Origin of the sequence: Oryzomonas rubra (assembly GCF_008369015.1) — a bacterium.
GTDB classification, from domain to species: Bacteria; Desulfobacterota; Desulfuromonadia; order Geobacterales; family Pseudopelobacteraceae; genus Oryzomonas; species Oryzomonas japonica.
This window is the reverse complement of record NZ_SRSD01000001.1, coordinates 249,843-275,783: the sequence shown is the minus strand read 5'-3', so window position 1 is coordinate 275,783 and position 25,941 is coordinate 249,843. Positions and strand designations below refer to the sequence as shown.

The window sequence follows — 25,941 nt, the reverse complement described above, 5'->3', positions numbered from 1 at the left end:
TCGACGGCTATGTTGCCGAAGGTCACGAAGTCAACGAGGCAGCCCGGCTCACAAATTAGGCCCTGAAAGCGATAAGTCACCCTTGGGCGACCTACCACCTTGTTTCAACCGTCCTTCGTTCTGAGGGGCGTTTTCAAAAGCGTGGGAAGAAAGAGAGGAAAACGACATGATCGACCGTGTGCAGAGCTTCAACCCGCCTGTGTTTGTGGCCCGTGTGGAGCGTGTTTCCAGCCTTGATGTGACGGAAGAGGACGGCTTCACCTGTGTAGCTGGTGGGAGTAATGACGGATGGGATGCGCTTTACGTCCTTGACCAAGAATTTTTGGACCTGCTCAAGAAGCGGCAACCGCTCTACGTTTACGGCACCTTGCCGGGTGAAATCCAGACCAGAAAGGAGGGGTAGTATCGAAAAAACCGATTGACTTGGCTGCCAATTCGTACTAAATGGCTGCCAGACAACTTGTGATGTTCTTGGGTGGGGAATTCTGCTCAACTATTTGAAATATAAGGGTTAAATGCTATAGCTTGTGGGGCATTTATTTGAAAGTGAGACTGTAACGTCAACCGACGCACCCTGGCCTCGCAGAGAATATCACCCCCCTTGAAAAATACGACGATTGAGCGTAATAATAATCACAATCGACATTTCGTTGTACGGCTACACCAACCACTAAAATTATCTGCCTTGGCAGAATAGTCATGAAAGATATATGAATAAGAAACAGTTGGTTCAAGTTTATGGCATTCCCAGAGTGGTTGTAATTTTGTTGTTGACCGCTTTCGTTGGTGTACCGGCCTGTTTTGCCGGACAGTTCAGGACCACCACTGCCGCCAATCTGCCAGTACCGAACGCCTCTGTGAACGAATTTGAAATTTTGATCGGCAACGCCAGGGATATTTACGATAAATCCAAAACAAACCACTGGAAACATCTCGATAAAAAAATTAATCCCATTATTAAAGCTGAACAATCCATCTCTGGTATGATGCACGACAAGGATATCCCCTACTATAAAAATCTTATGGGCGCCACATCGGACCTTGAGCGGGCCGTTGCCGCACAAGACCGAATAGTTTCAATGAAATCAGCAAACAAGATTATGCTGCTCGGCGCACGGTTGGCAGAAACCAGTAGTGCCGCTACGCCGATAAACGTTGCGGTCATTGGCTTTTGCGGCCGCAAGCTGGAGATACTTGCGGAAACTGAAAGCGTTTTCGAGCTTTCCGAAACGGTTTCCAAGCTGCACTTGGCGTGGCAACAGCTGATTCCGCAAATCACAGCACGCGGAGGGATAAAGGAAGTAAAGAAGTTTGCCGAAATCATGAAGCGTTTTGAATTGGCGAAAACCCCCGATGAATATGGCAAACTGGCCGCAGCCGTGGTCGATCAAGTCGATATTATTGAGAAAATATTCAAAAAATAACGCTTTCGACGCCAACGTACAGACGTACAGGATGCGGGGCTATCATGTCCCCTAAGGGTTGCTAATCGTGGGCGTAAACTCCCGTGAACATGGCCTGCTAAGGGCATTGCGCTCCAGGAATTACCAGCTTTTCGTTGCCGGCCAAGGGATATCCCTCGTTGGCACCTGGATGCAGCAGGTGGCCATGAGCTGGCTCGTCTACCGCCTGACCGGCTCGGCCTTTCTCCTCGGTGTTATCGGTTTTACCAGCCAGATCCCCACCCTCCTCATAGCTCCTGTCGCCGGCGTACTGGCCGACCGCTGGGATCGGCGTCGCCTTCTCATGATCAATCAGACGTTTGCCATGTTCCAGGCCGCTTTTTTGGCAACCGCCGTCCTGGCTGGTTTCGCTCAAATCTGGCTGATTGTTCTGCTCAGTCTTCTCCTTGGCACCATCACGGCATTCGAGATTCCCATACGCCAATCCTTTGTCGTGGAGTTGGTCGAACATCGGGAGGATCTTGGCAACGCCATTGCCCTCAATTCCTCCATGGTGAACGGCGCCCGCCTCATTGGGCCATCCGTTGCCGGAATCCTCGTTGCGTCGGCGGGCGAAGGGGTCTGTTTCATTATCAACGGCATCAGCTATCTGGCAGTCATTATCGCGCTCGCAGCCATGCGCATCGCGCCCCGCCCTCCCCGCCTCCGGCAACGGCAGGTCATACAAGAGCTCCGTGAAGGGTTCACCTATGCCTTCGGGTTTAGCCCGATACGGAGTATTCTGCTGCTTGTAGCCTTTGTAAGCCTTATGGGGATGCCCTATATCGTTCTCATCCCGGTCTTTGCCAAGGAGGTCCTCCATGGCGGCGCCCATACCTTTGGCTTCCTCATGACTGCGGCCGGCTGCGGCGCGCTCATCGGCACGCTGTACCTCGCTTCCCGCAGGAATGTTGTGGGGCTCGGCAGGATAATCGTTTTGGCCGTCATCCTCTTCGCCGTGGGCATCGCATTGTTCGCCCTGTCGAGCTACCTCCCTCTCTCCCTTGCCGCACTCGCCATGGCGGGGTTTGGCTCCATCACACTGGTGGCGTCGTGCAACACCATACTCCAAACCATCCTTGAAGAGGATAAACGAGGGCGGGTCATGAGCTTTTTTACCATGGCGTTCATGGGAATGGCGCCGTTCGGGAGTCTCGGCGCCGGGGCAATGGCCGACATTGTCGGCGTCCGGTACACGTTGTTGATCGGGGCAGGTTTTTGTCTGGTCGGTGCGGGGATTTTTGCCCGGAACCTCCCCAAAATCCGGGAGAAGATCCGTCCGATTTATGTTCGCATGGGAATTATCCGTGAAATCACACTCGGTATGGACGTTGCCAACGGACGGCCGTTGGCACAGGGGGAACAGCATGAACGAGAACATACGCGATAGGCCGGCCACGATGATACGCCTGGCACGTCTGATGACGCTGGCCGCCACGGTTCTGTCTCTTTCGTGCAGCCCTGCCCTGGCCGGCCCCACGGCGCAGATCAATATCCCGTCAACCGATGCCAAGGCGCTCAGGGAAGTCGCTGTCAATCTCAGCAATTATGCCCGGTTGTCGGCCGCACCCGATGCTGGAGGTTCCCTCTACAATGTCGGTGTCGTAACCGGCCTGTTTCCCTGGGAACGACTCAAACTGGAGGCGGGGGTTGATTACACCACAACCGGCACCGGTTCCAAGGCCGATACCCACCCCTTCTCCTTCAACGTGAAGCTGGCCACTGTCGAGAATGCGGTTGTCAATGGTTCGCCCGCCGTTGCCGTCGGTATGTACAATCTCGGGACATACGACAAGCCGGAAATCAAGGATGGAATCTCCACGCGGCAGAACATCGCCTACCTCCTGGCTGCCAAAACCCTGCCCTTGGTTGGCCGGCTTACCTGCGGCGGATATTACGGGTCTGAACGTGCCTTGGCGACGCCGGCCAACCCCAGGCGCAACAACAGCGGCATTCTGGTGTCCTGGGATCGCACAATCACGGAACTTTCCGATAAGCTCTGGCTTGGCGTGGAATATATGGGGGGCAACAACCCCAATGGGGAGATGAGCTTTGCCGGCAGCTGGGCCTTTTCCAAACAGGTTACCCTGCTGGTTGGCATGGTTATTTTCAATCCTTTCTACCGCCTTTCCCCGGCGGACAACGGCGCCATACCCGGCGGAAAACCGGCGATCACCACTCAATTGACCATTAACCTCCCGTAAGGGTTCAGCAAAAGCATCGATAATTGAGCAAATCAGCGTAATTGGACTTGCAATTTTGCGAGACTGTCAGTAATGTAAGAAAGTTTCGTAACATATGAACACATGAGGAGTCCCCTTCGGTATGAGCAAAGAAGAAGCGATTGAAGTAGAAGGAACCGTCATCGAGCCACTGCCTAACGCCATGTTCCGTGTCAAATTGGAAAACGACCATGTGGTCCTTGCCCACATTTCCGGTAAGATGCGAAAATACTTCATCAAAATACTTCCCGGCGACAAGGTAACGGTAGAACTGTCCCCCTACGACTTGAGCCGCGGCCGGATCACCTATCGCGCCAAATAACCCCCCCTACGAGCCGGCTGGTACGATGGCCCGTCCTTAAGATGGGCTTTGTCGTATTTCGAATACCCAATTTATTTCAGTGAGGAACGAATGTACACAGTAGCAGATCTGAAAAAGGGGCTGAAGATTACTCTCGACGGTGATCCCTACATCGTCATCGCCTTTGACTTTACCAAACCGGGTAAAGGACAGGCGCTCTATCGGACCAAGATGCGTAACATGATCAACGGAACCATCCTCGACCGCACCTATCGTTCCGGAGAGACCTTCGAACCGGCCAGCCTAGAGGAACGCCAGATGGAGTACCTCTACAAAGAGGGCACCCATTATACCTTCATGGATCAGCAGACCTACGAACAGGTCGTCATGGAGGAAGAGGCCATGGGCGATGCCAAGAACTTTCTGCTGGAAAATCTCAAGGTGGATGTCATGCTGTTCGGTGAAAAGGCCATCGGCGTTGCGCTTCCCAACTTCGTCAACCTGCGCGTCATCCAGACGGAGACCTGGGCCAAGGGGGATACCAGCGGCAACGATTCCAAGCCCGCCACGGTGGAAACCGGATACGTCCTCAGGGTGCCACCTTTCATCGACGAGGGTGAACTGATTACCATCGACACCCGGAACGGTGAGTATTCCACCCGCGTTAAAGGATAACCGTACAACAGCGCAAAATTTTCCCTTTAGCACACGGCAACAAAAGCCCCGCCTGAAAAGACGGGGCTTTTGTTGCGCTCTCACCTGCAAAACAGCTACACCTTGAACCACTCGACCATGACATTCAGCTCCGAGGCGAGTGCGGAAAGGCTCACCGACGAATTTTTGATGTCGGTGAATGAGCCCTGAATATTCCGGGTGATGCCCGCTATGTCGTTCATATTCTTCGATACATCCTCGGAGGTGGATGATTGCTCTTCCGTGGCTACCGCAATACGCTGGACCATGTCGGTGACCTGGCCCACACAATCTAATGAGAAATTATACTAGAAATGACGGCATTTCAAGCTAAATGCATGTAAAAATGTCACTTTGTCTGATTGCTGGTGTTTACGGTATCGAATGACCGGTTGAGCTTGTTGGGCGGGCTGTGCTAGTCTTGTGGCCTAACCGATTCCACAAAAAGGATGGATCATGTCGTCATCTCGTCTGGCTAATCTCCACCTGCGGGCCCGCGTAATTCAAACTATCCGGGAGTTTTTCCGTTCACGCGGATTTCTGGAGGTCGAGACCCCGCACCGTATTCCGGCCAACGCCCCCGAAGAGCATATCGAGCCCTATCGGTCCGATGCCTGCCACCTCCAAACCTCGCCGGAAATCTGCATGAAGCGGCTTTTGTGCCGCGGGTATGGGAATATCTTCCAAATCTGCCGTTGTTGGCGAAGCGATGAACGTGGCAGGAGGCATGTGCCGGAATTCACCATGCTGGAGTGGTACCGGGCCGATAGCGATTATTTCGCTCTCATGAGAGACTGCGAGGAGTTGCTGAAATCTGTGGTTGAAACGATGAGCGGGGGGACGACACTGTCGTACCAGGGACGCAGGATCGAGGTACATAACGGCGTCGGGCGGATAACGGTCCGCGAGGCGTTCGAGCGTTTCGGCGGAACAACCATGGAGGCGGCTCTCCATGACGGCACATTCGACGAGATCATGGTTACCGCCATAGAACCGGCCTTGCCGCAGGATGTGCCGGCCATCCTGATGGATTATCCGGCCGAAGCGGCCTCTCTGGCCCGCCTCAAACCGGGCGACCCGACAGTCGGGGAGCGGTTCGAGCTGTACGCCGGCGGCCTGGAGCTTGCCAATGGTTTTAGCGAGCTGAACGATCCCCGGGAACAGCGGGCCCGCTTTCTGGAGGCCAACGACAAACGGCTCCGGTCCGGGCTCCCGCCCCTCCCCCTCCCGGAACCGTTTCTGGCCGATCTGGGGGATATGCCGCCTGCCGCCGGAATTGCCCTGGGCATCGACCGGCTGGTCATGCTCTGCGCCGACGCGGACAAAATCGACGATGTTGTCGCCTTTACGCCGGAGGAGTTGTAATGTCGCGGTAGGCAACCCGCTCGCCACGGTAGGTGGTCAGAAATACCACGTCACCGTCCCGCTCAAACTGATCGGGCAATAGGGGAACCTTTCCTTTGCCCCCCGGCAGGTCGATCACGTAGTGGGGAACCCCCAAGCCCGAGATATGACCACGCAACGCCTTGATGATCTCAAGACCGCTGGCCAGGGGCGTGCGGAAGTGAGCCGTGCCTTTGACCAGATCCATCTGGTGAAGATAGTATGGCCGCACCCTGATGCCCAGCAGTCCCGTCATCAATTCGCGCATGGTCGCTATGTCGTCGTTGACCCCCCTCAGGAGCACCGTCTGATTGCCCATCTGGATGCCGGCATTCGCCAGCAGGCCGCAGGCAGCCGTCGATGCGGCGGTGATCTCTGCGGGATGGTTGAAATGGGTGTTGACGTAGAGCGGGTGAAAACGCTTCAGCATGGCGCACAACTCCGGAGTCACGCGCTCCGGCAGGGTGACCGGCATGCGGGTGCCGATGCGGATTATGCCAACGTGTGCGATGGCGCGCAGACGGGTGAGGATGTCGTACAGGGAAGCATCGTCGAGCATGAGCGGGTCGCCACCGGTAAGCGTCACATCCCGGATGGCCGGGGTCGCCCCGATATAGGCCATTGCCTGCTCCAAGCGCTCATTGTCGGGAGGTTGATCCCCGCACCCCACATGGCGCTTTCGCATGCAGAAACGGCAGTACACCGGGCAGCGGTTCGATACGAGCAACACGACCCGGTCGGGGTAGCGATGGATCAAACCGGGGACCGGGCTGAGGGACACCTCGGCCAACGGGTCGGGAAGCTGGCCGTCATCCTCGAGCTCCCGCACATCCGGGATGCACTGGCGCCAGATGGCATCGCCCGGCTCTTGGATCAGTCCGGCATAGGATGAGGAGACCAGGAACGGATAGCGGACCGCCACCGACCGTATAGCCGGGAGTTGTGATTTATTTATCTTGAGTTTGTCAATGGTTACACTTGAGTAGTTGATGTATTTCATGAGATTGTACTTTCCGGTTGAGGTTGAATCGATTCGCGGGGAACGGCAATCCGTCTGCAAGACCGAATTGTCTTGAAAATAACCATATTATGTGAAATATACAACAGATTAAAATCATCTGTTGTGCTGCACGACGGCGGTATCCATGTACACCAAATATTTCGGATTCAAAGAAAAACCGTTTACCCTGACGCCCAATCCCCGTTTTATCTTCCTCAGCAAACATCACAAGGAAGCGTTCGCCCATCTTCTGTACGGCATCAACAGCCATTACGGCTTTATTGAGCTGATCGGCGAAGTGGGCACCGGCAAGACCACGGTATTGCGCACCCTGTTGGGGCAGCTTCAGGACAAGAACTACCGGACAGCCCTGATCTTCAACCCCAGCCTGACCGGCGTGGAACTGCTGCGCAGCATCAACAACGAGTTCGGTATCGACGCCAGCAGTCACTACGCCAATGAACTCCTGGCGGTCCTGAACCGTTTTCTGCTGGAGGAAAACACCAACGGCAGGACCGTTGTTCTGGTCATCGACGAGGCACAGAACCTCGACCCGGCAACCCTGGAACAGATCCGGCTGATCTCCAACCTGGAGACCGAGGATGATAAGCTCATCCAGATCATCCTTGCCGGGCAACCGGAGTTGGAACGCCTGTTGTCCAAACCGGAACTGCGTCAGATCAATCAGCGAATCGCCGTTCGCTACCGGCTCAGCCCGATCAGCATGGATGAAACCCGCGCCTATATCCGCCATCGCATGGAGGTGGCCGGCGAGAGCGGAGGGGTTCCCTTCAGCCGTTACGCCATCAAATACATCTATCTCTATACCCGCGGCGTCCCCCGCATGATCAACATTCTCTGCGACCGGGCTCTCCTGATCGCCTACGGTGACGAGCGCCGGGACATCAGCGCCGGCATCATCAGCAGAGCCATCAGGGAGATTCTCAATCTGCCGCGGAATCGGTTTGCGCCACGGCACCTGGCAACGATGATCGCTGCCGTCATTATAGTAGTGTTCCTGGCGCTTTGGGCTGCACAGTGGCAGTCCGGCCGCCTTTTGCACGTGGGGCAGAGCCTGCTGTCCCGCTCCCCTGCCCCGGCACCGACGGAGCCGCCCGATGCAAAGACACCGGCCAAAGCAGGCGGTTCGTTCGTCAAGGCACCACCGCTATCGGCAGCGGCTGCCCGCCGGATCTCCAGCGTGGAGCAGGAACTCCTCTCCTACGATCAGGTCAGCACCCATCTGCATGCTCTGAATGCCCTCATCGGCCGGTGGCGGGGGCAATCCTACGACGCGGTCGGTGTCCGGCTGACAACCCCGGATACCTTTTCGCGTCTTGCCGCCAAGCGGGGACTGCGCCTGACCCTCTTCAAGGGAACGCTTGACGAGGCTATCCGTTTTGGTCTTCCCTTCCTGGCGGTCACCAGGGTATCGGGTGAATTGGGGCCCTACTGTCTTGCCGTGACAGCGGTTCGCGGCGATGGCGTCACCGTTTCCCCCGCCCTGTTCGGCAAGGGCACTATCGAGAAGAAGGAGTTGGCCTCCCTGGTAAACGGGACCTTCTATCTTGTCTGGAAAAATATCGGCCGCGTTCCGGTCACGATTACGCCCGGAGAACGTCGGAATGAAATAGGAACCCTGCAACGGCTCCTCAAACAAGCCGGGGCGTACCATGGGCCGTTCGACGGCATCTACGGCGATGCAACCGCCGCGGCCGTGCGGGAGTTTCAGCACTCTCACGGCATCACCGTGGACGATCTGGTGGGGGAACTGACCCTGGCTGCGCTTGTGTCGTACGATAAAAACGCCAACATCCCTTCCCTTAAGGGAAATTGATCGGGTAAACAGATGAGTTCCATTCTCAAAGCGCTGAAAAAGCTGGAAGAAGAAAAATCGGCCCGGACACCGGACGCCCTCAAGATCGATACGGAGATCCTGCGCGGCGGCAGCTCGTCCCGGTTCCCCTATCGCAACGTTACCCTGCTGGCGGTTCTGTTCTTTATCTGCGGTTCCCTGTTTACGTACCTGTATGTGAAGCGCGGGGCCAATCCGGCCGGCACCGCAGCACCCAATGTCCCGTCGCCGGAGCGCACCATCCCCCCCAGGGCGGCTGTTACGGAAGACCCGGGGAAGGTCGTACCGGCCGGCCGGCCGCGCCGTCAGGCACAAGATGCACCGGTCCCGGTTTCCGTGGCCGTGCCCCATGCCAAGCCTCCCAAACATACCCGTGCCGCCATGCCCGCAACAGCGGGACATGCGCAGCCGTCAGCCGTGGCGCAGCCGGTCGTTACCGTGCCGTCAGCGCCGTCCAGGCGTATCCCCACCCTCAGGGTGGACGGTATCGCTTACCATTTCGGCAGCGCCGACAGCCTTGCCGTGGTCAACGGGAACACGGTCTTTGTTGGGGCAACGGTTGAAGGGGTAAAGGTCGAAGATATCGGGAAGGATCACATTCGGTTCAGCTATGGGGGGGAGAAGTTCGATGTCCCCCTGGGCAAGTCCAATTAACCCGGAAAAAGCATGCGCCACAGAGGCACGGAGTTACATATTTCAAAGGGGTAGCGACGATACTCCGGTCCCACTTCCCTCATCATTCCAGATTTGAGACGAGCAGAAAAAACTCTGTGATTTCCCCTGTGTCTTCGCGGTTCTGTAGCAGAACGGGGCGTTTTCCGGTTTATCCCCGTCAGCGCACGATCACCCTGACAAATTTCACCAGGTAGTCCACCCCCGACCAAATGGTCAGCAGGGTCGCGATCCAGAGATAAAACATCCCCACATTATGCATGTTGACATGCACCAACGGGTTGTCGATCCCGAACAGCCAGTTGTAATCGTAATGCAGCACCAACCCCAGAATAGCCACGATCTGGAAGATCGTCTTGAACTTGCCCAGATCGCTGGCAGGAATGACGATCCCCTCGCTCGAGGCAATCCCCCGCAGTCCGGTAATGATGATTTCGCGTCCCAAAACCACTAGCACCATCCAGGCGGGAACCCTCCCAAAGGGGAGGATCATGATCAGGGCCGCCATCACGATCAACTTGTCGGCGATGGGGTCGAGAAATTTGCCGAACACCGTGACAATCCCCATGCGTCGCGCCAAGTAACCGTCCAGCCAGTCGGTGATGGACGCCAGGGCAAAAACCGCCGCGGCCCAGAAACCCGCCTGCTTGTCCGGCACAAGGAGCAGAAACGCCATGAGCGGAATGGCAGCGATCCGAAGCATGGTCAGGATATTGGGGATATTGAGTATGGGATGGGAGGTGCGCGTCGTCATGGATTCAGTTCGCCTGATAGGATTGCATGTAGGATAGCACCCGGTTGACATAGGTGCGGGTTTCGGCGTACGGAGGGATGCCCCCGTATCGGGCCACTTTGTTCAGTCCGGCGTTGTAAGCGGCCACGGCCAGGGAAACATCACCGCGGAACGTATCCAGCAGAAAACGGAGGTATTTCACCCCCCCTTCCACGTTGTCCTTCGGGTCTAAGCTGTTGCTGACCTTGAGGGATTTGGCGGTTCCCGGCATGAGTTGCATCAGGCCGCTGGCCCCCTTGGGAGAAACTGCGTTGGGGTTGTATCCGGATTCGGCATGGATGACCGCCTTGATGAGTGACTGGTTGACACCGTATTTATCCGCATAGGTCTTGATGATATGATCGTATTCCGCCGGGTTGACCGAGGCGGCGAATTTCAATTTTGTGCGCAATTGCCGGTCCTTTTTGAGGTCGCGCATGAAGACCTTGAAGCGTTTGTCCGTGGGGGCATCGGTAAAGTGGACGATCCCTTCCGCATCCTCATAGCGGTAGATATCGGCATGGGCGGGCATGACCGGGAGCTTAGCGAACCACAGTCCTGCCACTACACAGAGGGCTATCCTCTTCCTGCTGATGATTCGATCAAGTCGCATAATTTTTCATAATCCCAAATAAGTATGAATTGTTCAAGAATAAATCGACATGGCACCGGTCACGACATGCTCCCGCGCCGTCGGCCGTAGCGCTCCAGCCGGCTGTTCATCTCGCCCGCCAAGCCCCGGTGGATCATATCCCAGGAAAAACGCCACTCCCAGTTTCCGAATGCCGTACCGGGAAGATTCATGCGGGCTGTACCCGGCAGGCCGAGGATATCCTGGAACGGTATGACAACAGTATCGGCTACGGACATCAGGGCCATCCTGATGATATCCGCAACAATATCGCGCCCGTTCGAGCCGACATAGTCCCGTACCAGGTTACGGTGGTGTTCATCCTGGCTGGAATACCATCCCAGGGTCGTATCGTTATCGTGGGTGCCGGTGTAGACAACACAGTTTTTGACACAATTGTGGGGCAGGTAGGGGTTGGCCGGACCGGAATCAAAAGCAAATTGCAGGATCTTCATGCCGGGAAAGCCGAAACGGTCACGCAATGCCTCAACCTCGGGGGTGATGACACCCAGATCTTCGGCAATAATCGGTAACTCTCCCAGTGCCGACCGAACCGCCTCGAACAGGCGTCCGCCCGGCCCGGCCCCCCATACGCCCCGCTCTGCCGTGTGTTCATTGGCCGGCACCTGCCAAGCCGCCTCAAAACCGCGAAAATGATCGATGCGCACGCCGTCGAACAGCGCAAACGCATGGCGGAAACGTTCGACCCACCAGTTGAATCCCTGCCGCTCCAATATTTCCCAGTCATAAAGCGGATTACCCCAGAGTTGGCCGGTCCTGCAGAAATAATCGGGCGGTACGCCGGCCACGGCGGTCGGTTTGCCCTGGCCGTCAAGCAGGAAGAGGTCGCGGTTGCGCCAGACATCTGCCGAATCATAGGCCACAAAGATAGGTATGTCGCCGATAAACGAGACCCCCCGGCTTGCGGCATATGACCGCAAAGCTTGCCACTGGCGGGAAAACTGCCACTGCAGATATTTTTGGGCTCCAATTTCAGGCCCCAGCTTCAGCGAAGCCTTTTCATAGGTTTCCGCCGTCGGCAGCGCCGCTTCCCTGGGCCATTTCTGCCAGCTTTTCCCCTTGTAATGTTGTTTGAGCGCCATGAAGAGCGCAAAATCGTGCAACCAGGGTGTCGTATTGCAGAAATGCCAGAACTCCTCGGTCCGAGAGCTTCTTTCGGCGGCAAGGAAGGTTGCCGCGGCCTGATGGAGCAGGCCGAGCTTCACATCGGAAACGCCGCCATAGTCCACCCGCTCTTTGGGAAAGAGGCTGCAGGCCACCTCAAGCGGCAGGTCGCCTTCCTGGGCAAGCTGATGGAGGTCCAGCAAGAGGGGGTTGCCGGCAAAGGCCGACAATGATGAATAGGGGGAGTTGCCGCAGGCGGGCGGGGTAAGGGGGAGCACCTGCCAGTAACTCATCCCCATGGTTGACAATAAATCCACGAACTTTCGCGCATTGTCTCCCAGCGTGCCGATGCCGTCGTGTCCTGGAAGCGACGTTGGATGAAGCAGGACCCCGCAACTCCGTCTCTTCAGCATTGTGTGCCCCCTGAAGCGTATTGGTGCGATTAAGCCACATACAACATGACTTTGCAAATAAAATCAATATATTGCCAAGCATTAAAATACAATTCAATTGTCGGCATATTTCGGGTATAGTTCTACAAAGAGTAAACATTTCACTATCATCTTCTACGGTCCTCATGAATAAGCAACCCCTGGACATACCGGCACGCGCTATCGATACCAAACTTCTGGCGTCCCTGATCATCGAGCTCAATATCTCGCTCCGTTATTTCAAGTCCTATCCCGCCGGACACCCTATCATCAACGCCTCCTTGAACAAGGTGGTTGCTCTGTATGCACAATTAATGAATGCGCATGACGAAATCGTCATTGCCGCCGCAAAAAATGCCCTGCTGGTGGAAAACGCCTCCCTCGACAAATCGAATCTGGTCTTTCGCGATTTTGCCGGCGCGCTTTTCGAACACGGCATCGGCGCCTTGATCTTTCACAAGGGCCTGAACGTCGAAGAACTCAGGAGCTTTAACCTGATTCTGGGACTCAAACGGGAGGAACTCAGCGCTCAGGGTGGGATCGAAAAGGTCTGGGAACAGTCGCACATCACCGCCCTTGACATGCGCGCCATCCGCTATGACCTGTTCAGCGCCACCGATGATGATGCCCTGACCGGCTCCTTGAAGATGGAACAATCCGGCGAAGGGCTCTGGGAACGGTTTGCCCGCGGATTGCTGGGAGGTTCGCTCGGCTTCGGCGATGCGGACGATGCGGCCGGGATTGACCCGAAACAGCTGGCCCAGGCATTGAACCGCCGGTACCGCGAATCGGGTGCCAGAGAGGATGACGAGTACATCGACATCTTCGCCGACCTGATCGAACCGGAAGAGGGGGGCCGGGAAGATGCCACCAACCGTCACATTCCCGGTAGCCGGATTGCAGCCTTTGTGGCAAACCTGGACCCCGGCCTCCGTCGCACATTCCTATCCAAATCCTTCGATATCGGCGTGTTGGGTACACACTCAGCACTCGAAGACATCCTCGGGCACATGCCAGACCATGTGATTGCAGGAATTCTGGACGATATCGGCAGCAACAGGGTCACTGTTTCGCCGGCAATCATGACGCTCCTGCAACGGTTGTCCCTGCACTCGGCCAGCGGGGCCCACGATTCGCTGCCCTTTTCCCCAAATGCACAGGAAAAATTACGCATCATCTTCAGCGAACATGCTGCGGAGGAACCGAGATCCCAGAACGATGGGGTGACGGCTCTGCCACGTCCCTCTTCCGGCGTGGCGTTACCCTCCTCCCGCCAAGAACTCTGCCTCTTGCGGGAAACCATGCAGGCCGGTTGGCTGGAGAACTGCGTCGGCCAGATTATTCTGCGTCTCGTGACTGCCGCGGACGACCCGGCGGAAACGGAGAGCCTCGCCCAGAACCTGGGGGATATGTGCGGGTATCTGCTCCAGACCGGCGATTACCATCAACTGCTCGGGATCATTGAGCAGGCAAACTCCCCGGCCCTTCCTCCGGCGTTCAGGGAGCACCTCACGGAACGATTTTGCCGCCGCGATTTCCTGGAAGAGGTTCTCAATGGTCTTACCACCTGGGGCAAAAGCCGCTTTGAGGACATCCGCCTGTTGGTCGAAACGATCGGAACCCCGTTCATCGGGCCGCTCCTGGATAGTCTGGCCGAGGAAGAAAACATGTCGTTGCGGCGTTTCATGATGGATTGCCTCCTGGAATTCGGCCCTGCCGCCAAGGAGTCGATCCTGGCGCGCCTTGACGACCAGCGCTGGTATTATCTGCGCAATTTGCTCATCATGCTGCGTTCCCTGGACGATCCCGAAATCGTCCCCCACATCCGGCCCTTGGTTATGAGCAGGAATCCCAAGGTCCGGCAGGATGCCCTGCGCACCCTGCTCTCCTATAACGATCCGGTTGCGGAACGCCAGCTTCTGCGGGACCTGGAAAGCAACGACAAGGAGGTCCGGCTTGCGGCCATCGGCATGGCCGAGAAGAGCCGTTCCCCTGATGTCTTCAGGAAACTTTTGGCAATTGTCGCCAAAAGCGGTCTTTCGCAACTGGATCTCGAGCTGAAAAGTACCGCCATTGCCTCCCTGAAAGAGATGGGGCGGGAGGAGGCCCTCCCCGAATTACTCAAGGTTCTGGGCTCCGTGAACCTGATCCGGGCCAAGGCGCTCACCCGCCTCAAGCTCGATATCGTCCGTTCCCTTGAAGGGTATCCCCCTCCCAGCGTCCTGCCGATCCTGGAAAAGATCGCCAAGGGGAGCGACGAATTGGCGCGGCAGGCCGAAGAGTCCCTACGGACCGTTAGGATGAAATCCGATGGACAGTGAAAGCCTCATCATACAGGAATCCATCCGCTCGCTACTCTCGGCAACCGCCAATGCCGCGCTCTACACCATGGGGCATCCTCAGGTGGCCCGTCTGGCCGAATCGGCCTTTAAAGGCATCAGCGCGGCCCTTGGCATCTCCCGGCAGATATCGCTAACGGTTATCGAGGATGAGCTGATTATCAACGGCGAACCGCCCTCCTTCAGCCTCTTCATGAACCGATTTGCCGAGGTACTCAAATCCAGGGGGGTCGGTCATGTGAAATTCATCGAGGGGCTTGAGCGCGAGGAGATCACCACCCTCATCGCTGCTTTAGCCAGTCAGGAAATGGGGAGAGCAGCTTTAACCTCCAGCGAACACATCCGTTTCGGCCAAGTGGAACTCAGTGAGGGAAGCGGCGGCGGATATGCCGCTTCGCCCGACGGAGACGGCGCTCAGGGCCCGATTCCCCTGCAGGACATGCCGGCTGAAGAGTTGGCCCGTTTCACAGAGATCTACAGGGCGCTGAAAAAGAAGCAGAAGATGAAGGTGACCGGTATCGTCGAGATCGTGTCCGGTTTTATCACCGCCTTCCGGCAGGAGGGCGAATCCCGTCTGGTCATGGCAACCATGCGTAGCGACGAGGAGTATACCTTCACCCATTCCGCCAATGTCTGCATCCTCAATCTGGCCCAGGCCATGTCCCTGGGCATCGAGGGACAGATGCTGCACGACATCGGCATTGCCGCCATGCTGCACGATATCGGCAAACTCTTCATTCCCGAGGAGATTCTCATCAAGAAGGACAAACTGACCCCCCAGGAGTTCAAACTGTTGGAGGAGCACCCGGTGCGGGGCGCCCGGCATCTCCTGGAAGTTCCCGGCGTTCCCCGCCTGGCGGTGGTGACCGCCTACGAGCATCATATGAAATACGATTTTTCCGGCTATCCCGCTGCGCCTGAAGGGGGACGCCTCAATCTATGCAGCCAGATCACCATGATCTCCGATTTCTTCGATGCCATGCGGACCCGGCGCCCGTACCGCGCCCCGGTGGACCTGCGGACCATCGTCGGCCAGATCATGGACAGGTCCGGGAGCGATTTTCACCCCCTCCTGGCCCGAAATTTTCTGAATATACTCAAGCGCATGGTTGATGCGCGTCGTTCCTCGTAATCTCCCCCTCCCCTTCTTGACATTCCCCGCTTCCGTGCTTACCTAAAACTATGTAGAGAGCAGCACATTCCATTTCTATCCGAAGGAACGAATCATGGACTTTAACCGTTTGACGCAAAAATCCCAGGAAGCCTTTGCAGAGGCCCAGAACAAGGCTGTAACCAGCGGCCATGTGGAGGTGGACGGCGAACACCTGCTCTGGGCATTGCTGGAACAGCAGGATGGTCTGGTGCCCCGCCTGCTGACCCGGATGGATATCCGCCCCGAAACGATCAAAAAGGAGGTTGAGGCGGAACTGGACCGCCGCCCCCACGTCTCGGGCCCTGGAGCGGAGCCGGGTAAGATTTACGTCTCCCAGCGGCTGTCGCGCATCCTGGTTGCCGGCGAGAACGAGGCCAAGCGGCTCAAGGACGAGTATGTCTCAGTAGAGCACCTCTTCATGGCGCTTCTGGGTGAAGGGGACAAATTCCCTTCCGGCCGGATACTCAAGCAGGCCGGCATCGACCGGGAAAAATTTCTCAAAACCCTGACCGACGTGCGCGGCAACCAGCGGGTGACCTCCGCCAACCCGGAGGCCAGCTACGAGGCCCTGGAAAAGTACGGCCGCGATCTGGTCAAAATGGCCAGAAGCGACAAGCTCGATCCGGTCATCGGCCGGGATGAGGACATCCGTCGGGTAATCCGTATCCTGTCGCGCAAGACTAAGAACAACCCGGTGCTGATCGGCGAGCCGGGGGTCGGCAAGACCGCCATCGTCGAGGGCCTTGCCCAGCGTATCGTGCGTGGCGATGTGCCCGAGGGGCTCAAGGACAAGACGGTCTTTGCCCTGGATATGGGCTCCCTGGTGGCCGGGGCCAAATACCGCGGCGAATTCGAGGAGCGCCTCAAGGCGGTCCTGAACGAGGTCAAGGAGGCCGAGGGACGCATCATCCTCTTTATCGACGAACTACACACCATCGTGGGGGCCGGCAAGGCCGAAGGCGCCATGGATGCCGGCAACATGCTGAAACCGATGCTGGCTAGGGGTGAACTGCACTGCATCGGCGCCACAACCCTTGACGAGTACCGTCAGCATATCGAGAAGGATGCCGCCCTGGAACGCCGGTTCCAGCCGGTCCTGGTGGAGCAGCCCTCGGTGGAGGACACGGTCTCCATCCTGCGGGGGCTCAGGGAGCGGTTCGAGGTGCATCACGGGGTCAAGATCCAGGACAACGCCCTGGTGGCGGCCGCCACCCTCTCCAACCGCTACATCACCGAACGGTTTCTGCCGGACAAGGCTATCGATCTGGTGGACGAGGCCTGTGCCATGCTCCGCACCGAGATCGACTCGCTCCCCTCCGAACTGGATACCATATCCCGAAGGGTCATGCAGTTGGAGATCGAGGAACAGGCTCTGAAACAGGAGAAGGACCCAGCCAGCCGGGAGCGGTTGGAGGCGCTTCGCAAGGAGTTGGCCTCTGACCGGGAGAAGGCCTCTGTCATGCGGGCCCGCTACGACACGGAAAAATTAGCCATCCAGCGCATCCAGGGGTTGCGGGAGCAGATCGAGAAAACTCGCCGCGACATTGAACAGGCCGAGCGCTCCTACAATCTGGAGCAGGCCTCCAAGCTCAAATATTCCGAACTGCCGGGGCTGGAAACCGCTCTGAAGAATGAAGAGGCAGCCCTGAGCGAAAAGCAGGGGGGGCAGAAACTGCTGAGGGAGGAGGTCACCGAAGACGAAATTGCCGAGATCGTGGCCCACTGGACCGGTATCCCGGTTACGAGACTGGTGGAGGGGGAACGGGAAAAACTGCTGCGCCTGGAGGATATCCTTCATCAACGGGTGGTGGGCCAGGACGAAGCGGTCCGGCTAGTGACGGATGCCGTGCTGCGCGCTCGTTCCGGCATCAAGGACCCGCGGCGTCCCATCGGTTCGTTCATCTTTCTGGGACCCACCGGGGTCGGCAAGACCGAACTTGCCCGCACCCTGGCCGCTGCCCTGTTCGACTCGGAAGACAACATGGTGCGCATCGACATGTCGGAATACATGGAGAAGTTCGCCGTATCGCGCCTCATCGGTGCCCCTCCCGGCTATGTGGGGTACGAGGAGGGGGGGCAGTTGAGCGAGGCGGTCCGGCGCAAGCCTTACAGCGTTCTTCTGTTCGACGAGATCGAGAAGGCCCATCCCGACGTCTTCAATATCCTGCTGCAGATCCTGGACGATGGCCGGGTCACCGACAGCCACGGACGCATGGTCAGCTTCAAGAATACGGTCATCATCATGACCTCAAACATTGGTGCCCCATACCTGCTGGAGGGCATCACCCCCGACGGGGATATTCGGGAAGACGCCCGCCAGGCCGTTATGAACGAACTGCGCACCAGTTTCCGTCCCGAATTTTTGAACCGCGTGGACGATATCGTACTCTTCAAGCCGTTACACCTGGATGAGGTGGTGCGCATCGCCGACCTCCTGGCGGAGCAGTTGAAGGAACGACTGAAGGACCGTCACATAACCCTTGAGATCACCGACGAGGCCAAGCGCTTCATCGCCCAGGCCGGCTATGACCCGGTCTACGGCGCCCGGCCGCTCAAGCGCTACCTGCAGCGGGAGCTGGAGACCCGGGTGGCGCGCGCCATCATTGCCGGTAATGTGGCGGAGGGGAGCAAACTGCGGGTGCAGGTCAAGGATGGCGCCTTGGATGTCAGCGGGGAAAGCGAAGTGGATTCCGAATCATTACCTTCTATTTGATTTGATATTTTTAAAAATGGTTATACAATCTGGTCTGCCGTTTTTTACTTGAGTTGCCTGGAGGAACAGAGCCCATGTTCAAAAATGTCAGTGTCGGTACCAAGATCCTCGGAACGGTCGCCGCGATCCTGGTCTTGATGGTCTTGGTCGGCATCCTGTCCATTGTAAGACTTTCCAGCGTAACCGGGGTGGCCGACGACATGGGACAGAATCTCATGCCCAGCGTGTCGCAGCTGGCAAAGATGCGGAACACCGTGGACACCTACCGGCGCTCCGAGTTGCAGTTTTACCTGCCGAATACGGAAGAGGACTTCAAACGTTACAACGACCGCATGGTCAAGATGCAGGACGAGTTGAAAACGGCACGGGAAAGTTATGTCAAGCTTAACCTGACAGATGAAGAAAAGAAACAGATTGCCACCTTCGACTCGGTGTGGCAGGCATATGCGGCTTCCGCCAATAAGGCGCTGAACCTGATCAGGGCCGGTAACCTCGAGGAAGCACAGAAACAGACCCGTGGCGAGGGAAAGAAGCTGTACGATCAGGCAAATAAGATCCTGGGCGATCAGCAGGTTTACAACCAGAAAAAAGCCGATAACAGCGTCAAACAGGTGCATCAGGTGGCTTCCATGACGCGCACCTGGATCATCATGCTCGTCATGTTCGGGCTGATCGTCGGCGTCGTGCTTGCTTTGGTCACCGTCAGGGTGATCTGCTCACCGCTGCGCCGCCTGGCGTCCGACGCCGAGCTTGTCGCCACGGGGGACCTGGGGGTCCAGGTCCAGATCGATTCCGAGGACGAGGTCGGCCAACTGGCGCGTTCTTTCGAGAAGATGGTCAATAGCCTGCGGGAGATGATCGGCACCCTGGCCGATTCGTCGACCCAGATTTCGAACTCCTCGTCGGAGATGCAGTCCGATGCGGAAAAAATGGCCTTCGGTGCTGAGGAGGTTGCCGCTCAATCTATAGGCGTTGCAACCGCAAGCGAGGAAATGTCGGCAACATCGGGAGACATTGCCCAGAACTGCCAGCTTGCGGCGGAAAGCGCCCAGCGTGCCAATAAGGCTGCCGACCACGGCGCCGGTGTGGTGGAGAATTCGATCTCCGTCATGCACCGCATCGCCGAGCGTGTCCAGTCTTCGGCCACAACCGTGGAAGCCCTGGGAAAACGCTCCGACGAGATCGGTGCGATTGTCGGCACCATCGAGGATATTGCCGATCAAACCAACCTTCTGGCGCTCAACGCAGCCATCGAAGCCGCCCGGGCAGGGGAACAGGGACGCGGGTTCGCCGTTGTGGCCGATGAAGTGCGTGCCTTGGCGGAACGGACGACCAAGGCCACCCGGGAGATAGGGCAAATGATCAAGGCCATCCAGCAGGAGACCAAGACCGCCGTGTCCGCCATGGAAGAAGGGGTTGCCGAAGTCGAGCAGGGGACCGAAGAGGCGGCCCGTTCGGGCGAAGCGTTGCGGAAGATCCAGGACGAGATCAATGCGGTCAATCTACAGGTGCAACAGATCGCAACGGCCGCAGAAGAGCAGACCGCCACTACCGGCGAAATCAGCACCAATATCCACCAGATCACCAATGTGGCCCAAAATACGGTGGAAGGTGCCCGCAACACCTCCACCACCGCGCAACAGCTTTCCCGGCTTTCGGACGAACTGCAACGGCTGGTGGGACAGTTCAAACTTGCCGCAACCGACAAATTGATCAACTGGAGCGCCAGCTACAGTGTCGGCGTCCCCGCCATGGACAAGGAACACCAACGTCTGATCGAAATCATCAACAACCTGTATGGCGCCATGCGCTCCGGCCGGGGCCTGGATGCCATCGGCACCATTCTGGATGAACTGGTCGCCTACACCAAGACCCATTTTTCCCACGAGGAGCGCCTGATGCAAGACGCGGGATACGCTGGTTACGATGAGCAAAAGCGCACCCATGAAGCCCTGGTGCAACAGGTCGCGGATATTCAAAACAAGTACCGGGCCGGTACAGCCCTGAGCCAGGAGGTCATGAGTTTTCTGAAAAGCTGGCTGGTCAACCATATCCAGGGACTCGACAAACGTTACGGCCCCCAGCTGAACAAGAAGGGGCTCAAATAAAAGATCGGCGTTCAAAGAGATACCGACACGGGAACAAAGCCGTACCTGCTCACCCAGGTACGGCTTTGTTCGTTGTACCCATTTTTATTGTTTGGGCCCTCTCCGCTTGACAAAGTTTCCCCGCAGGAGAATAATTCAAAAATTTCGCGTATACAAACCAGAAGGGACAGTGCGTTATGCTTATCGAAAGTGATTTTCTCGTCATCGGCAGCGGTATTGCCGGACTCTCTTTTGCCCTCCAGGCTGCCGACCATGGCAGCGTCGTCCTTGTAACCAAACGTGATATTTCCGAATCTGCCACAAAGTATGCCCAGGGAGGTATTGCTTCGGTTTTTTCCTCCGAGGACTCCTTTGACGCCCACGTTGACGACACCCTAGTGGCCGGGGCCGGCATCTGCCACGAGGATGTGGTGCGCATGGTGGTCGAGGAAGGCCCCCAGACCATCCGCAACCTGATCGAATGGGGCGTCAAATTCACCACCGGCAGCGGTAGCCAAGCCTACGACCTGACCCGCGAAGGCGGCCACAGCGCCCGCCGCATCCTGCACGCGGAGGATATCACCGGCCGCGAAATAGAGCGGGCCCTGGTGGAGGCGGTCCGCCAGCACCCCAATGTCAGAGTGTACGAAAATCACATAGCCATCGACCTGATCACCCAAGCCAAGGTCGAACGCCGCCCCGTGGAACAGAACCGCTGTCTGGGGGCCTATGCCCTGGATATTACCGCCGGCGAGGTAAAGACCTTTTCATCCAAGATCACCCTGCTGGCCAGCGGCGGAGCCGGCAAGGTCTACCTTTACACCTGCAACCCGGATGTGGCGTCGGGCGACGGCGTGGCCATGGCCTACCGGGCCGGCGCTACCATCGCGAATATGGAGTTCATGCAGTTTCACCCCACCACCCTCTTCCATCCCCAGGCCAAGTCGTTTCTGATCTCCGAGGCGGTGCGCGGTGAAGGGGCCATCCTGCGGCGTCGGGACGGCACGGCCTTTATGGAGAAATACCATAAGCTCAAGGACCTGGCGCCCCGGGACATTGTGGCCCGCGCCATCGACCACGAAATGAAGGTCAGCGGCGACGATTGCGTCTTCCTGGACATCACCCACGAACCGGCGGACTTCGTGCGCAGCCGTTTTCCCAATATTTACCAAACCTGTATGGAATTCGGGCTGGACATGACCAAGGAATGGCTGCCGGTGGTGCCCGCGGCTCACTACCTGTGCGGCGGCGTGGCGGTCAACACCGACGCGCAGACCGATATCCCCGGGTTGTATGCCATCGGAGAGGCCGCCTGCAGCGGGCTGCACGGGGCCAACCGCCTGGCCAGCAATTCACTGTTGGAAGCGGCGGTCTATGCCGGCAAAGCCTATCGCCATGCCATCCAGGCGGTGAAGAAGCTGTCCAACGGTCATCCGGAGTTGCCGAGATGGGACTCGGGCACCGCCACGAACAGCGACGAGATGGTGGTGGTCTCCCAGAACTGGGACGAGATCCGGCGCAGTATGTGGAACTATGTGGGGATCGTCCGTTCCGACAAGCGGTTGGAACGGGCCATGCGGCGCATCAAACTGATCCAGGACGAGATCGAGGAGTACTACTGGAATTTCATTGTCACTTCGGACCTGATCGAGTTGCGCAATATCGCTACTGTCGCCGAGTTGATCGTAACCTGCGCCCAGATGCGCAAGGAATCCCGCGGCCTGCATTACAATATCGACTATCCGGAGCGGGATGATGTCAATGGCAAAAAGGATTCGTTCATCAAGAAGCAATTCTGATTTCTTGCCGAACAGGAATGTCTCTTATTCTTCGGTACTGGGGGGAAACCATTGGATATCAATGAAATCCGCACAAGGATAGACCTGTTGGACGACGTATTGCTGCGCATCTTCAACGAACGTGCCCGCCTCGCCCTGGAGATCGGCCACCTCAAGAAGGGACTGAGTCTGCCGGTCTTTGATCCGAGTCGCGAAAAACGCATCTTCGCCCGCATGAAGGACGAGAACCCCGGCCCCCTTGACGATGGGGCAATTGTGAGGCTTTTCGAGAGGGTTGTGGATGAATCGCGTCGGCTGGAACGCATCATGTCGCATGCGGAAGAGAAGGCATAACCGCTTCGTCGCAGAATGCAAGCTGTGCGGAAACAGCATTGTTCTTTAAGGTGGCAGATGAAAGGAGTTGGTTTAATATGCTGATTATTATGAAAAAACGCGCGCCCGACGACACCCTTGACCGGATAAAGGAATACCTTATCACCCGCGACTTCGATATTCATCAATCAACCGGGGCCAACCGGACGATCATCGGCGTCATCGGCGATACGGATACCTTGAACGACCACGAAATCGAGGCCATGCCAGGGGTAAGCCAGGTGGTGCGAATCAAGAAGGACGATTAATTGGAAATAAAAACGGCGGGTCACCCCGCCGTTTCGTTATGCCGTCATGTTCACGATATCAGCGCATTTCAGAGGGACCTCTATCTGCTCCCCATCCTCCATCCGCTTGAATGATGCCTTGCCTGAAGTAACCTCGTTCTCGCCGATAACCACGCTGTAACGCGCGCCCAGCTTATCGGCGCGTCGCATCTGGCTCTTCAGGCTCTTGCCTTCGTAATCCATCTCGACCCGCACCCCCGACTGCAGCAGTTCATGCATCAGCCGGAAGGCAAAATCACGCTCCCCTGCCCCCATGGTGGCAATGAACAGGTCCGGCTGGCGGGAAAAATCCTTGTCTCCCAGGAGCAGGGCCACACGTTCGAATCCGATGGCAAAGCCGATGCCGGGGATGGCCGGTCCGCCCAACTGGGAGATCAGGCCATCGTAGCGCCCGCCCGCGGCCACGGCCGATTGGGACCCCAACAGGCTGGTTACCAGTTCGAAGGTGGTGCGGGTATAGTAATCAAGGCCGCGCACCATGCGGGGGTTGATGTTGTAGGGGGTGGCGGTGGAGTCCAGGTAGCGTTTGACGCTGGCGAAGTGGTCGGAGCAATCGCCGCAGAGATGATCCAGCATGGAAGGCGCGCCGGCTGTGGCCTCCACGCAACCCGGCACCTTGCAATCCAGGGTGCGCAGCGGGTTGGTGGTGAAGCGCCGTTTGCAATCCTCGCAGAGACGGTCCAGGCGTTCCTCAAGGAATGCCACCAGTGCGGCCCGGTAAGCGGGCCGGCATTCGGGGCACCCCAGGGAGTTTATCTGCAGGGATGGTTCGTCCAGGCCGATCTCACGAAAGAATTGAACCAGCATGTTCAGCACCTGGGCATCGGCCAGGGGAGCGTTGACGCCGGTGATCTCGGCGCCGATCTGGTGGAATTGGCGGTAGCGCCCTTTTTGCGGGCGTTCGTAACGGAACATGGGGCCCAAATAGTACAGCTTGGCCACGGGGTCCTGGGCATAGAGTTTGTGCTCGATAAAGGCCCGCATGACGCTGGCCGTTCCCTCGGGGCGCAAGGTAATGCTGTTATCCCCCTTGTCGGTAAAGGTGTACATTTCCTTTTCGACGATGTCCGTGGCGTCGCCGATGGAGCGGCAGAACAGCTCGGTCTTTTCCATGATCGGCACGCGTATTTCGGAAAAACCGTTCAGTTCGAAAACGCGGCGCGCGGCCTGTTCTATATACTGCCATCGCTCCGATTCTGTCGGAAGGATGTCGTTAAATCCTTTGATTGCCGTAATGGACATGGGTATCCTCGGTTTAGTAAGATAAACGTATGATGTAAACGGTTCAGGAAGTGAATGAAAAATGGCTGACGCAGTTCTTGCCGCTGGACTTGCTGGAGTACATGGCCTTGTCGGCCATTTCCAGAAGTTCATACTTGGACAGGGTATCATCGGGGCAACAGGCGTAACCGATGCTACAGGTCAGGCGGATATTGTAGCCTTCCGGCGCAAGGAATACATGGGATTCGATCCGTTTCCGAATACGTTCGGCCACCATGAGCGCAATATCACATCCGGTTTCTACCAGGATGATCGTGAACTCGTCACCGCCGTAACGGATCACCACATCGACCTCACGCACCGTTTTTTGCGCCAGGGCACCCATTTCCCGCAGCACCTGGCTTCCGACCAGATGGCCATAGGTGTCGTTGACGCTCTTGAAGGAGTCGATATCAAGAAACAGAACGGCAAGATGCGACGAGTAGCGCTCGACCCGTTTCAACTCCTGATTGAGGGCGACCTCCAGGTAGCGGTGGTTGAACAGACCGCTCAGGTCGTCGATGAAAAGCATATCCTTGGCCCGGGAATAGGTTTCGGCATTCTCGAAGGCCTGTGAAGACTGTTCCAGGAGGAAAAGGATGTTTTTCCGCTCACGTTGGATATCGGGCAGACGATGTCCCGGTTCATTGAACAGTACGATCACCCCGTGGAGCATTCCCCGGTTGCAAACGTATATCAGGCAGGCCCCCTCGATCTCGTCGTCCGCCTCGCCAGGAAGCGCGAGCATGTCGATCTGGTGGCTTGTCGGCAGTTTTTCGGGGAGCGCGGCCTGGACAATCGTGCGGTAATGCTCGGCGCTATCGGAGGTAAGCCCGCGTACCTCTTTCAGTTCAAGCTGATTGTCGGCCTGGAAAAAACCAAGATAGCGGCCAACGCCGACCTCGCGCGCCACCGCCTCGACCATGAGATGGTAGATCCGCTCCAACTCAAGGCAACTGGCGATGGTCTGGCTGACTTGAAACAGACTCACCATCTTCTTGAGCTCTTCGTTTTCGTTCAAAAGCCTGCGCTGCTGTATGCACAGAGCGACGGAATGACGGAACTCGTCGGGATTGACCGGCTTGAGCAGATAATCCCGTGCGCCGTGTTTCAGAGCAAAAATGGCTGATTCCAGGTCGGTGTTGCCGGTCACCATGATAACGTCAATATCGGGGTTGGAACCCTTGACGCGGGACAGTACCTCCATGCCGTCAACCTCGGGCATGATCAGGTCGGTAATCACCAGATCGTAGCGTTCCCCGGCAAGCATCTCGAGCCCTTCGCCGCCATCGCAGGCGCAATCCACGTCATACCCTTCCTTCTGCAACAAGTCTGAGAAGGTCTCGCGAAAGAAACGGTCGTCTTCTATAATAAGGATTCTTTCCATGAAGTGGGCCCGTGGAT

General features: G+C 57.3%; 23 protein-coding genes. 16 read left to right on the top strand and 7 right to left on the bottom strand.

Annotated elements, in window-relative coordinates; all coding sequences use genetic code 11:
* The first annotated feature begins 166 nt into the window (after positions 1–166).
* From ET418_RS01270 to efp, 6 genes are all read left to right on the top strand, one after another.
* Positions 167–403 (top strand): hypothetical protein, encoded by a 237-nt coding sequence (locus tag ET418_RS01270; protein WP_149305760.1) that lies wholly within the window; start codon positions 167–169, stop codon positions 401–403.
* 307 nt (positions 404–710) lie between these two features.
* On the top strand, positions 711–1,424 hold the full coding sequence (locus tag ET418_RS01265; protein WP_149305759.1) for a hypothetical protein: 714 nt from the start codon (positions 711–713) through the stop codon (positions 1,422–1,424).
* A 67-nt stretch (positions 1,425–1,491) separates the two neighbouring features.
* Positions 1,492–2,832 (top strand): MFS transporter, encoded by a 1,341-nt coding sequence (locus ET418_RS01260; protein ID WP_149305758.1) that lies wholly within the window; start codon positions 1,492–1,494, stop codon positions 2,830–2,832.
* The gene (locus tag ET418_RS01255) at positions 2,810–3,646 is read left to right on the top strand and encodes a hypothetical protein (protein WP_246152895.1); all 837 of its coding nucleotides are present in this window, start codon (positions 2,810–2,812) and stop codon (positions 3,644–3,646) included. Before ET418_RS01260 ends, ET418_RS01255 begins: the two co-directional genes overlap by 23 nt.
* 121 nt (positions 3,647–3,767) lie before the next feature.
* Positions 3,768–3,986: a translation initiation factor IF-1 gene (gene infA, locus ET418_RS01250; RefSeq protein WP_149210216.1), complete on the top strand. Its 219-nt coding sequence runs from the start codon at positions 3,768–3,770 to the stop codon at positions 3,984–3,986.
* A 90-nt stretch (positions 3,987–4,076) separates the two neighbouring features.
* Positions 4,077–4,640 (top strand): elongation factor P, encoded by a 564-nt coding sequence (gene efp / locus ET418_RS01245; RefSeq protein ID WP_149305757.1) that lies wholly within the window; start codon positions 4,077–4,079, stop codon positions 4,638–4,640.
* A gap of 95 nt (positions 4,641–4,735) precedes the next feature.
* Here the strand turns inward: efp and ET418_RS01240 are convergent, their stop codons facing one another.
* On the bottom strand, positions 4,736–4,927 hold the full coding sequence (locus ET418_RS01240) for a methyl-accepting chemotaxis domain-containing protein (RefSeq protein ID WP_149305756.1): 192 nt from the start codon (positions 4,925–4,927) through the stop codon (positions 4,736–4,738).
* A gap of 187 nt (positions 4,928–5,114) precedes the next feature.
* On the opposite strand from ET418_RS01240, the gene epmA reads away from it, so the two are divergent.
* Positions 5,115–6,023, top strand: a complete 909-nt coding sequence (gene epmA / locus ET418_RS01235) for an EF-P lysine aminoacylase EpmA (protein ID WP_149305755.1) — start codon at positions 5,115–5,117, stop codon at positions 6,021–6,023.
* Here the strand turns inward: epmA and ET418_RS01230 are convergent.
* Positions 6,004–7,041, bottom strand: coding sequence for a KamA family radical SAM protein (locus tag ET418_RS01230; RefSeq protein WP_149305754.1), 1,038 nt, complete (start codon positions 7,039–7,041; stop codon positions 6,004–6,006). The genes epmA and ET418_RS01230 overlap by 20 nt on opposite strands.
* A gap of 145 nt (positions 7,042–7,186) precedes the next feature.
* Here ET418_RS01230 and ET418_RS01225 point away from each other — a divergent pair, with 145 nt between their 5' ends.
* On the top strand, positions 7,187–8,878 hold the full coding sequence (locus tag ET418_RS01225) for an ExeA family protein (RefSeq protein WP_149305753.1): 1,692 nt from the start codon (positions 7,187–7,189) through the stop codon (positions 8,876–8,878).
* Between the two features lie 12 nt (positions 8,879–8,890).
* Positions 8,891–9,550 (top strand): general secretion pathway protein GspB, encoded by a 660-nt coding sequence (locus tag ET418_RS01220; RefSeq protein WP_149305752.1) that lies wholly within the window; start codon positions 8,891–8,893, stop codon positions 9,548–9,550.
* 178 nt (positions 9,551–9,728) lie between these two features.
* Here ET418_RS01220 and pgsA read toward each other — a convergent pair whose 3' ends face one another.
* The 3 genes from pgsA to malQ form a co-directional block, all read right to left on the bottom strand.
* The gene (gene pgsA / locus ET418_RS01215; protein ID WP_149305751.1) at positions 9,729–10,322 is read right to left on the bottom strand and encodes a CDP-diacylglycerol--glycerol-3-phosphate 3-phosphatidyltransferase; all 594 of its coding nucleotides are present in this window, start codon (positions 10,320–10,322) and stop codon (positions 9,729–9,731) included.
* Between the two features lie 4 nt (positions 10,323–10,326).
* Positions 10,327–10,872 (bottom strand): lytic transglycosylase domain-containing protein, encoded by a 546-nt coding sequence (locus ET418_RS01210; protein ID WP_149306063.1) that lies wholly within the window; start codon positions 10,870–10,872, stop codon positions 10,327–10,329.
* A gap of 140 nt (positions 10,873–11,012) precedes the next feature.
* A complete protein-coding gene (malQ, locus tag ET418_RS01205; RefSeq protein WP_275937942.1) occupies positions 11,013–12,566 on the bottom strand; it encodes a 4-alpha-glucanotransferase in 1,554 nt (517 codons plus the stop codon).
* Positions 12,567–12,673: 107 nt separating this feature from the next.
* Between malQ and ET418_RS01200 the strand changes: the two genes are divergently transcribed.
* The 7 genes from ET418_RS01200 (at position 12,674) to ET418_RS01170 (ending at position 23,238) form a co-directional block, all read left to right on the top strand.
* On the top strand, positions 12,674–14,848 hold the full coding sequence (locus ET418_RS01200) for a HEAT repeat domain-containing protein (RefSeq protein WP_149305749.1): 2,175 nt from the start codon (positions 12,674–12,676) through the stop codon (positions 14,846–14,848).
* On the top strand, positions 14,838–15,998 hold the full coding sequence (locus ET418_RS01195; protein ID WP_149305748.1) for an HD-GYP domain-containing protein: 1,161 nt from the start codon (positions 14,838–14,840) through the stop codon (positions 15,996–15,998). The genes ET418_RS01200 and ET418_RS01195 overlap by 11 nt, the downstream gene beginning before the upstream one ends.
* Before the next feature lie 94 nt (positions 15,999–16,092).
* Positions 16,093–18,732, top strand: a complete 2,640-nt coding sequence (gene clpB / locus ET418_RS01190) for an ATP-dependent chaperone ClpB (protein WP_149305747.1) — start codon at positions 16,093–16,095, stop codon at positions 18,730–18,732.
* A gap of 74 nt (positions 18,733–18,806) precedes the next feature.
* The gene (locus tag ET418_RS01185) at positions 18,807–20,840 is read left to right on the top strand and encodes a bacteriohemerythrin (RefSeq protein ID WP_149305746.1); all 2,034 of its coding nucleotides are present in this window, start codon (positions 18,807–18,809) and stop codon (positions 20,838–20,840) included.
* Between the two features lie 176 nt (positions 20,841–21,016).
* Positions 21,017–22,618, top strand: coding sequence for an L-aspartate oxidase (gene nadB, locus ET418_RS01180; protein ID WP_149305745.1), 1,602 nt, complete (start codon positions 21,017–21,019; stop codon positions 22,616–22,618).
* Positions 22,619–22,669: 51 nt separating this feature from the next.
* The gene (locus ET418_RS01175; RefSeq protein ID WP_149305744.1) at positions 22,670–22,951 is read left to right on the top strand and encodes a chorismate mutase; all 282 of its coding nucleotides are present in this window, start codon (positions 22,670–22,672) and stop codon (positions 22,949–22,951) included.
* A 77-nt stretch (positions 22,952–23,028) separates the two neighbouring features.
* Positions 23,029–23,238, top strand: a complete 210-nt coding sequence (locus ET418_RS01170; protein WP_149305743.1) for a hypothetical protein — start codon at positions 23,029–23,031, stop codon at positions 23,236–23,238.
* Between the two features lie 36 nt (positions 23,239–23,274).
* Here the strand turns inward: ET418_RS01170 and hisS are convergent, their stop codons facing one another.
* Positions 23,275–24,519 (bottom strand): histidine--tRNA ligase, encoded by a 1,245-nt coding sequence (gene hisS, locus ET418_RS01165; RefSeq protein ID WP_149305742.1) that lies wholly within the window; start codon positions 24,517–24,519, stop codon positions 23,275–23,277.
* A 43-nt stretch (positions 24,520–24,562) separates the two neighbouring features.
* On the bottom strand, positions 24,563–25,924 hold the full coding sequence (locus ET418_RS01160) for a GGDEF domain-containing response regulator (protein WP_149305741.1): 1,362 nt from the start codon (positions 25,922–25,924) through the stop codon (positions 24,563–24,565).
* Positions 25,925–25,941 lie beyond the last annotated feature (17 nt).

Coding starts and splice junctions, on each gene's coding strand:
- pgsA (WP_149305751.1), bottom strand. CDS start 10,322: ATGACGACGCGCACCTCCCATCCCATACTCAATATCCCCAATATCCTG.
- ET418_RS01160 (WP_149305741.1), bottom strand. CDS start 25,924: ATGGAAAGAATCCTTATTATAGAAGACGACCGTTTCTTTCGCGAGACC.
- nadB (WP_149305745.1), top strand. CDS start 21,017: ATGCTTATCGAAAGTGATTTTCTCGTCATCGGCAGCGGTATTGCCGGA.
- ET418_RS01195 (WP_149305748.1), top strand. CDS start 14,838: ATGGACAGTGAAAGCCTCATCATACAGGAATCCATCCGCTCGCTACTC.
- ET418_RS01225 (WP_149305753.1), top strand. CDS start 7,187: ATGTACACCAAATATTTCGGATTCAAAGAAAAACCGTTTACCCTGACG.
- ET418_RS01240 (WP_149305756.1), bottom strand. CDS start 4,927: ATGGTCCAGCGTATTGCGGTAGCCACGGAAGAGCAATCATCCACCTCC.
- ET418_RS01220 (WP_149305752.1), top strand. CDS start 8,891: ATGAGTTCCATTCTCAAAGCGCTGAAAAAGCTGGAAGAAGAAAAATCG.
- ET418_RS01265 (WP_149305759.1), top strand. CDS start 711: ATGAATAAGAAACAGTTGGTTCAAGTTTATGGCATTCCCAGAGTGGTT.
- ET418_RS01170 (WP_149305743.1), top strand. CDS start 23,029: ATGCTGATTATTATGAAAAAACGCGCGCCCGACGACACCCTTGACCGG.
- ET418_RS01230 (WP_149305754.1), bottom strand. CDS start 7,041: ATGAAATACATCAACTACTCAAGTGTAACCATTGACAAACTCAAGATA.
- epmA (WP_149305755.1), top strand. CDS start 5,115: ATGTCGTCATCTCGTCTGGCTAATCTCCACCTGCGGGCCCGCGTAATT.
- ET418_RS01270 (WP_149305760.1), top strand. CDS start 167: ATGATCGACCGTGTGCAGAGCTTCAACCCGCCTGTGTTTGTGGCCCGT.
- clpB (WP_149305747.1), top strand. CDS start 16,093: ATGGACTTTAACCGTTTGACGCAAAAATCCCAGGAAGCCTTTGCAGAG.
- ET418_RS01210 (WP_149306063.1), bottom strand. CDS start 10,872: ATGCCCGCCCATGCCGATATCTACCGCTATGAGGATGCGGAAGGGATC.
- ET418_RS01255 (WP_246152895.1), top strand. CDS start 2,810: ATGAACGAGAACATACGCGATAGGCCGGCCACGATGATACGCCTGGCA.
- infA (WP_149210216.1), top strand. CDS start 3,768: ATGAGCAAAGAAGAAGCGATTGAAGTAGAAGGAACCGTCATCGAGCCA.
- ET418_RS01200 (WP_149305749.1), top strand. CDS start 12,674: ATGAATAAGCAACCCCTGGACATACCGGCACGCGCTATCGATACCAAA.
- efp (WP_149305757.1), top strand. CDS start 4,077: ATGTACACAGTAGCAGATCTGAAAAAGGGGCTGAAGATTACTCTCGAC.
- ET418_RS01185 (WP_149305746.1), top strand. CDS start 18,807: ATGTTCAAAAATGTCAGTGTCGGTACCAAGATCCTCGGAACGGTCGCC.
- hisS (WP_149305742.1), bottom strand. CDS start 24,519: ATGTCCATTACGGCAATCAAAGGATTTAACGACATCCTTCCGACAGAA.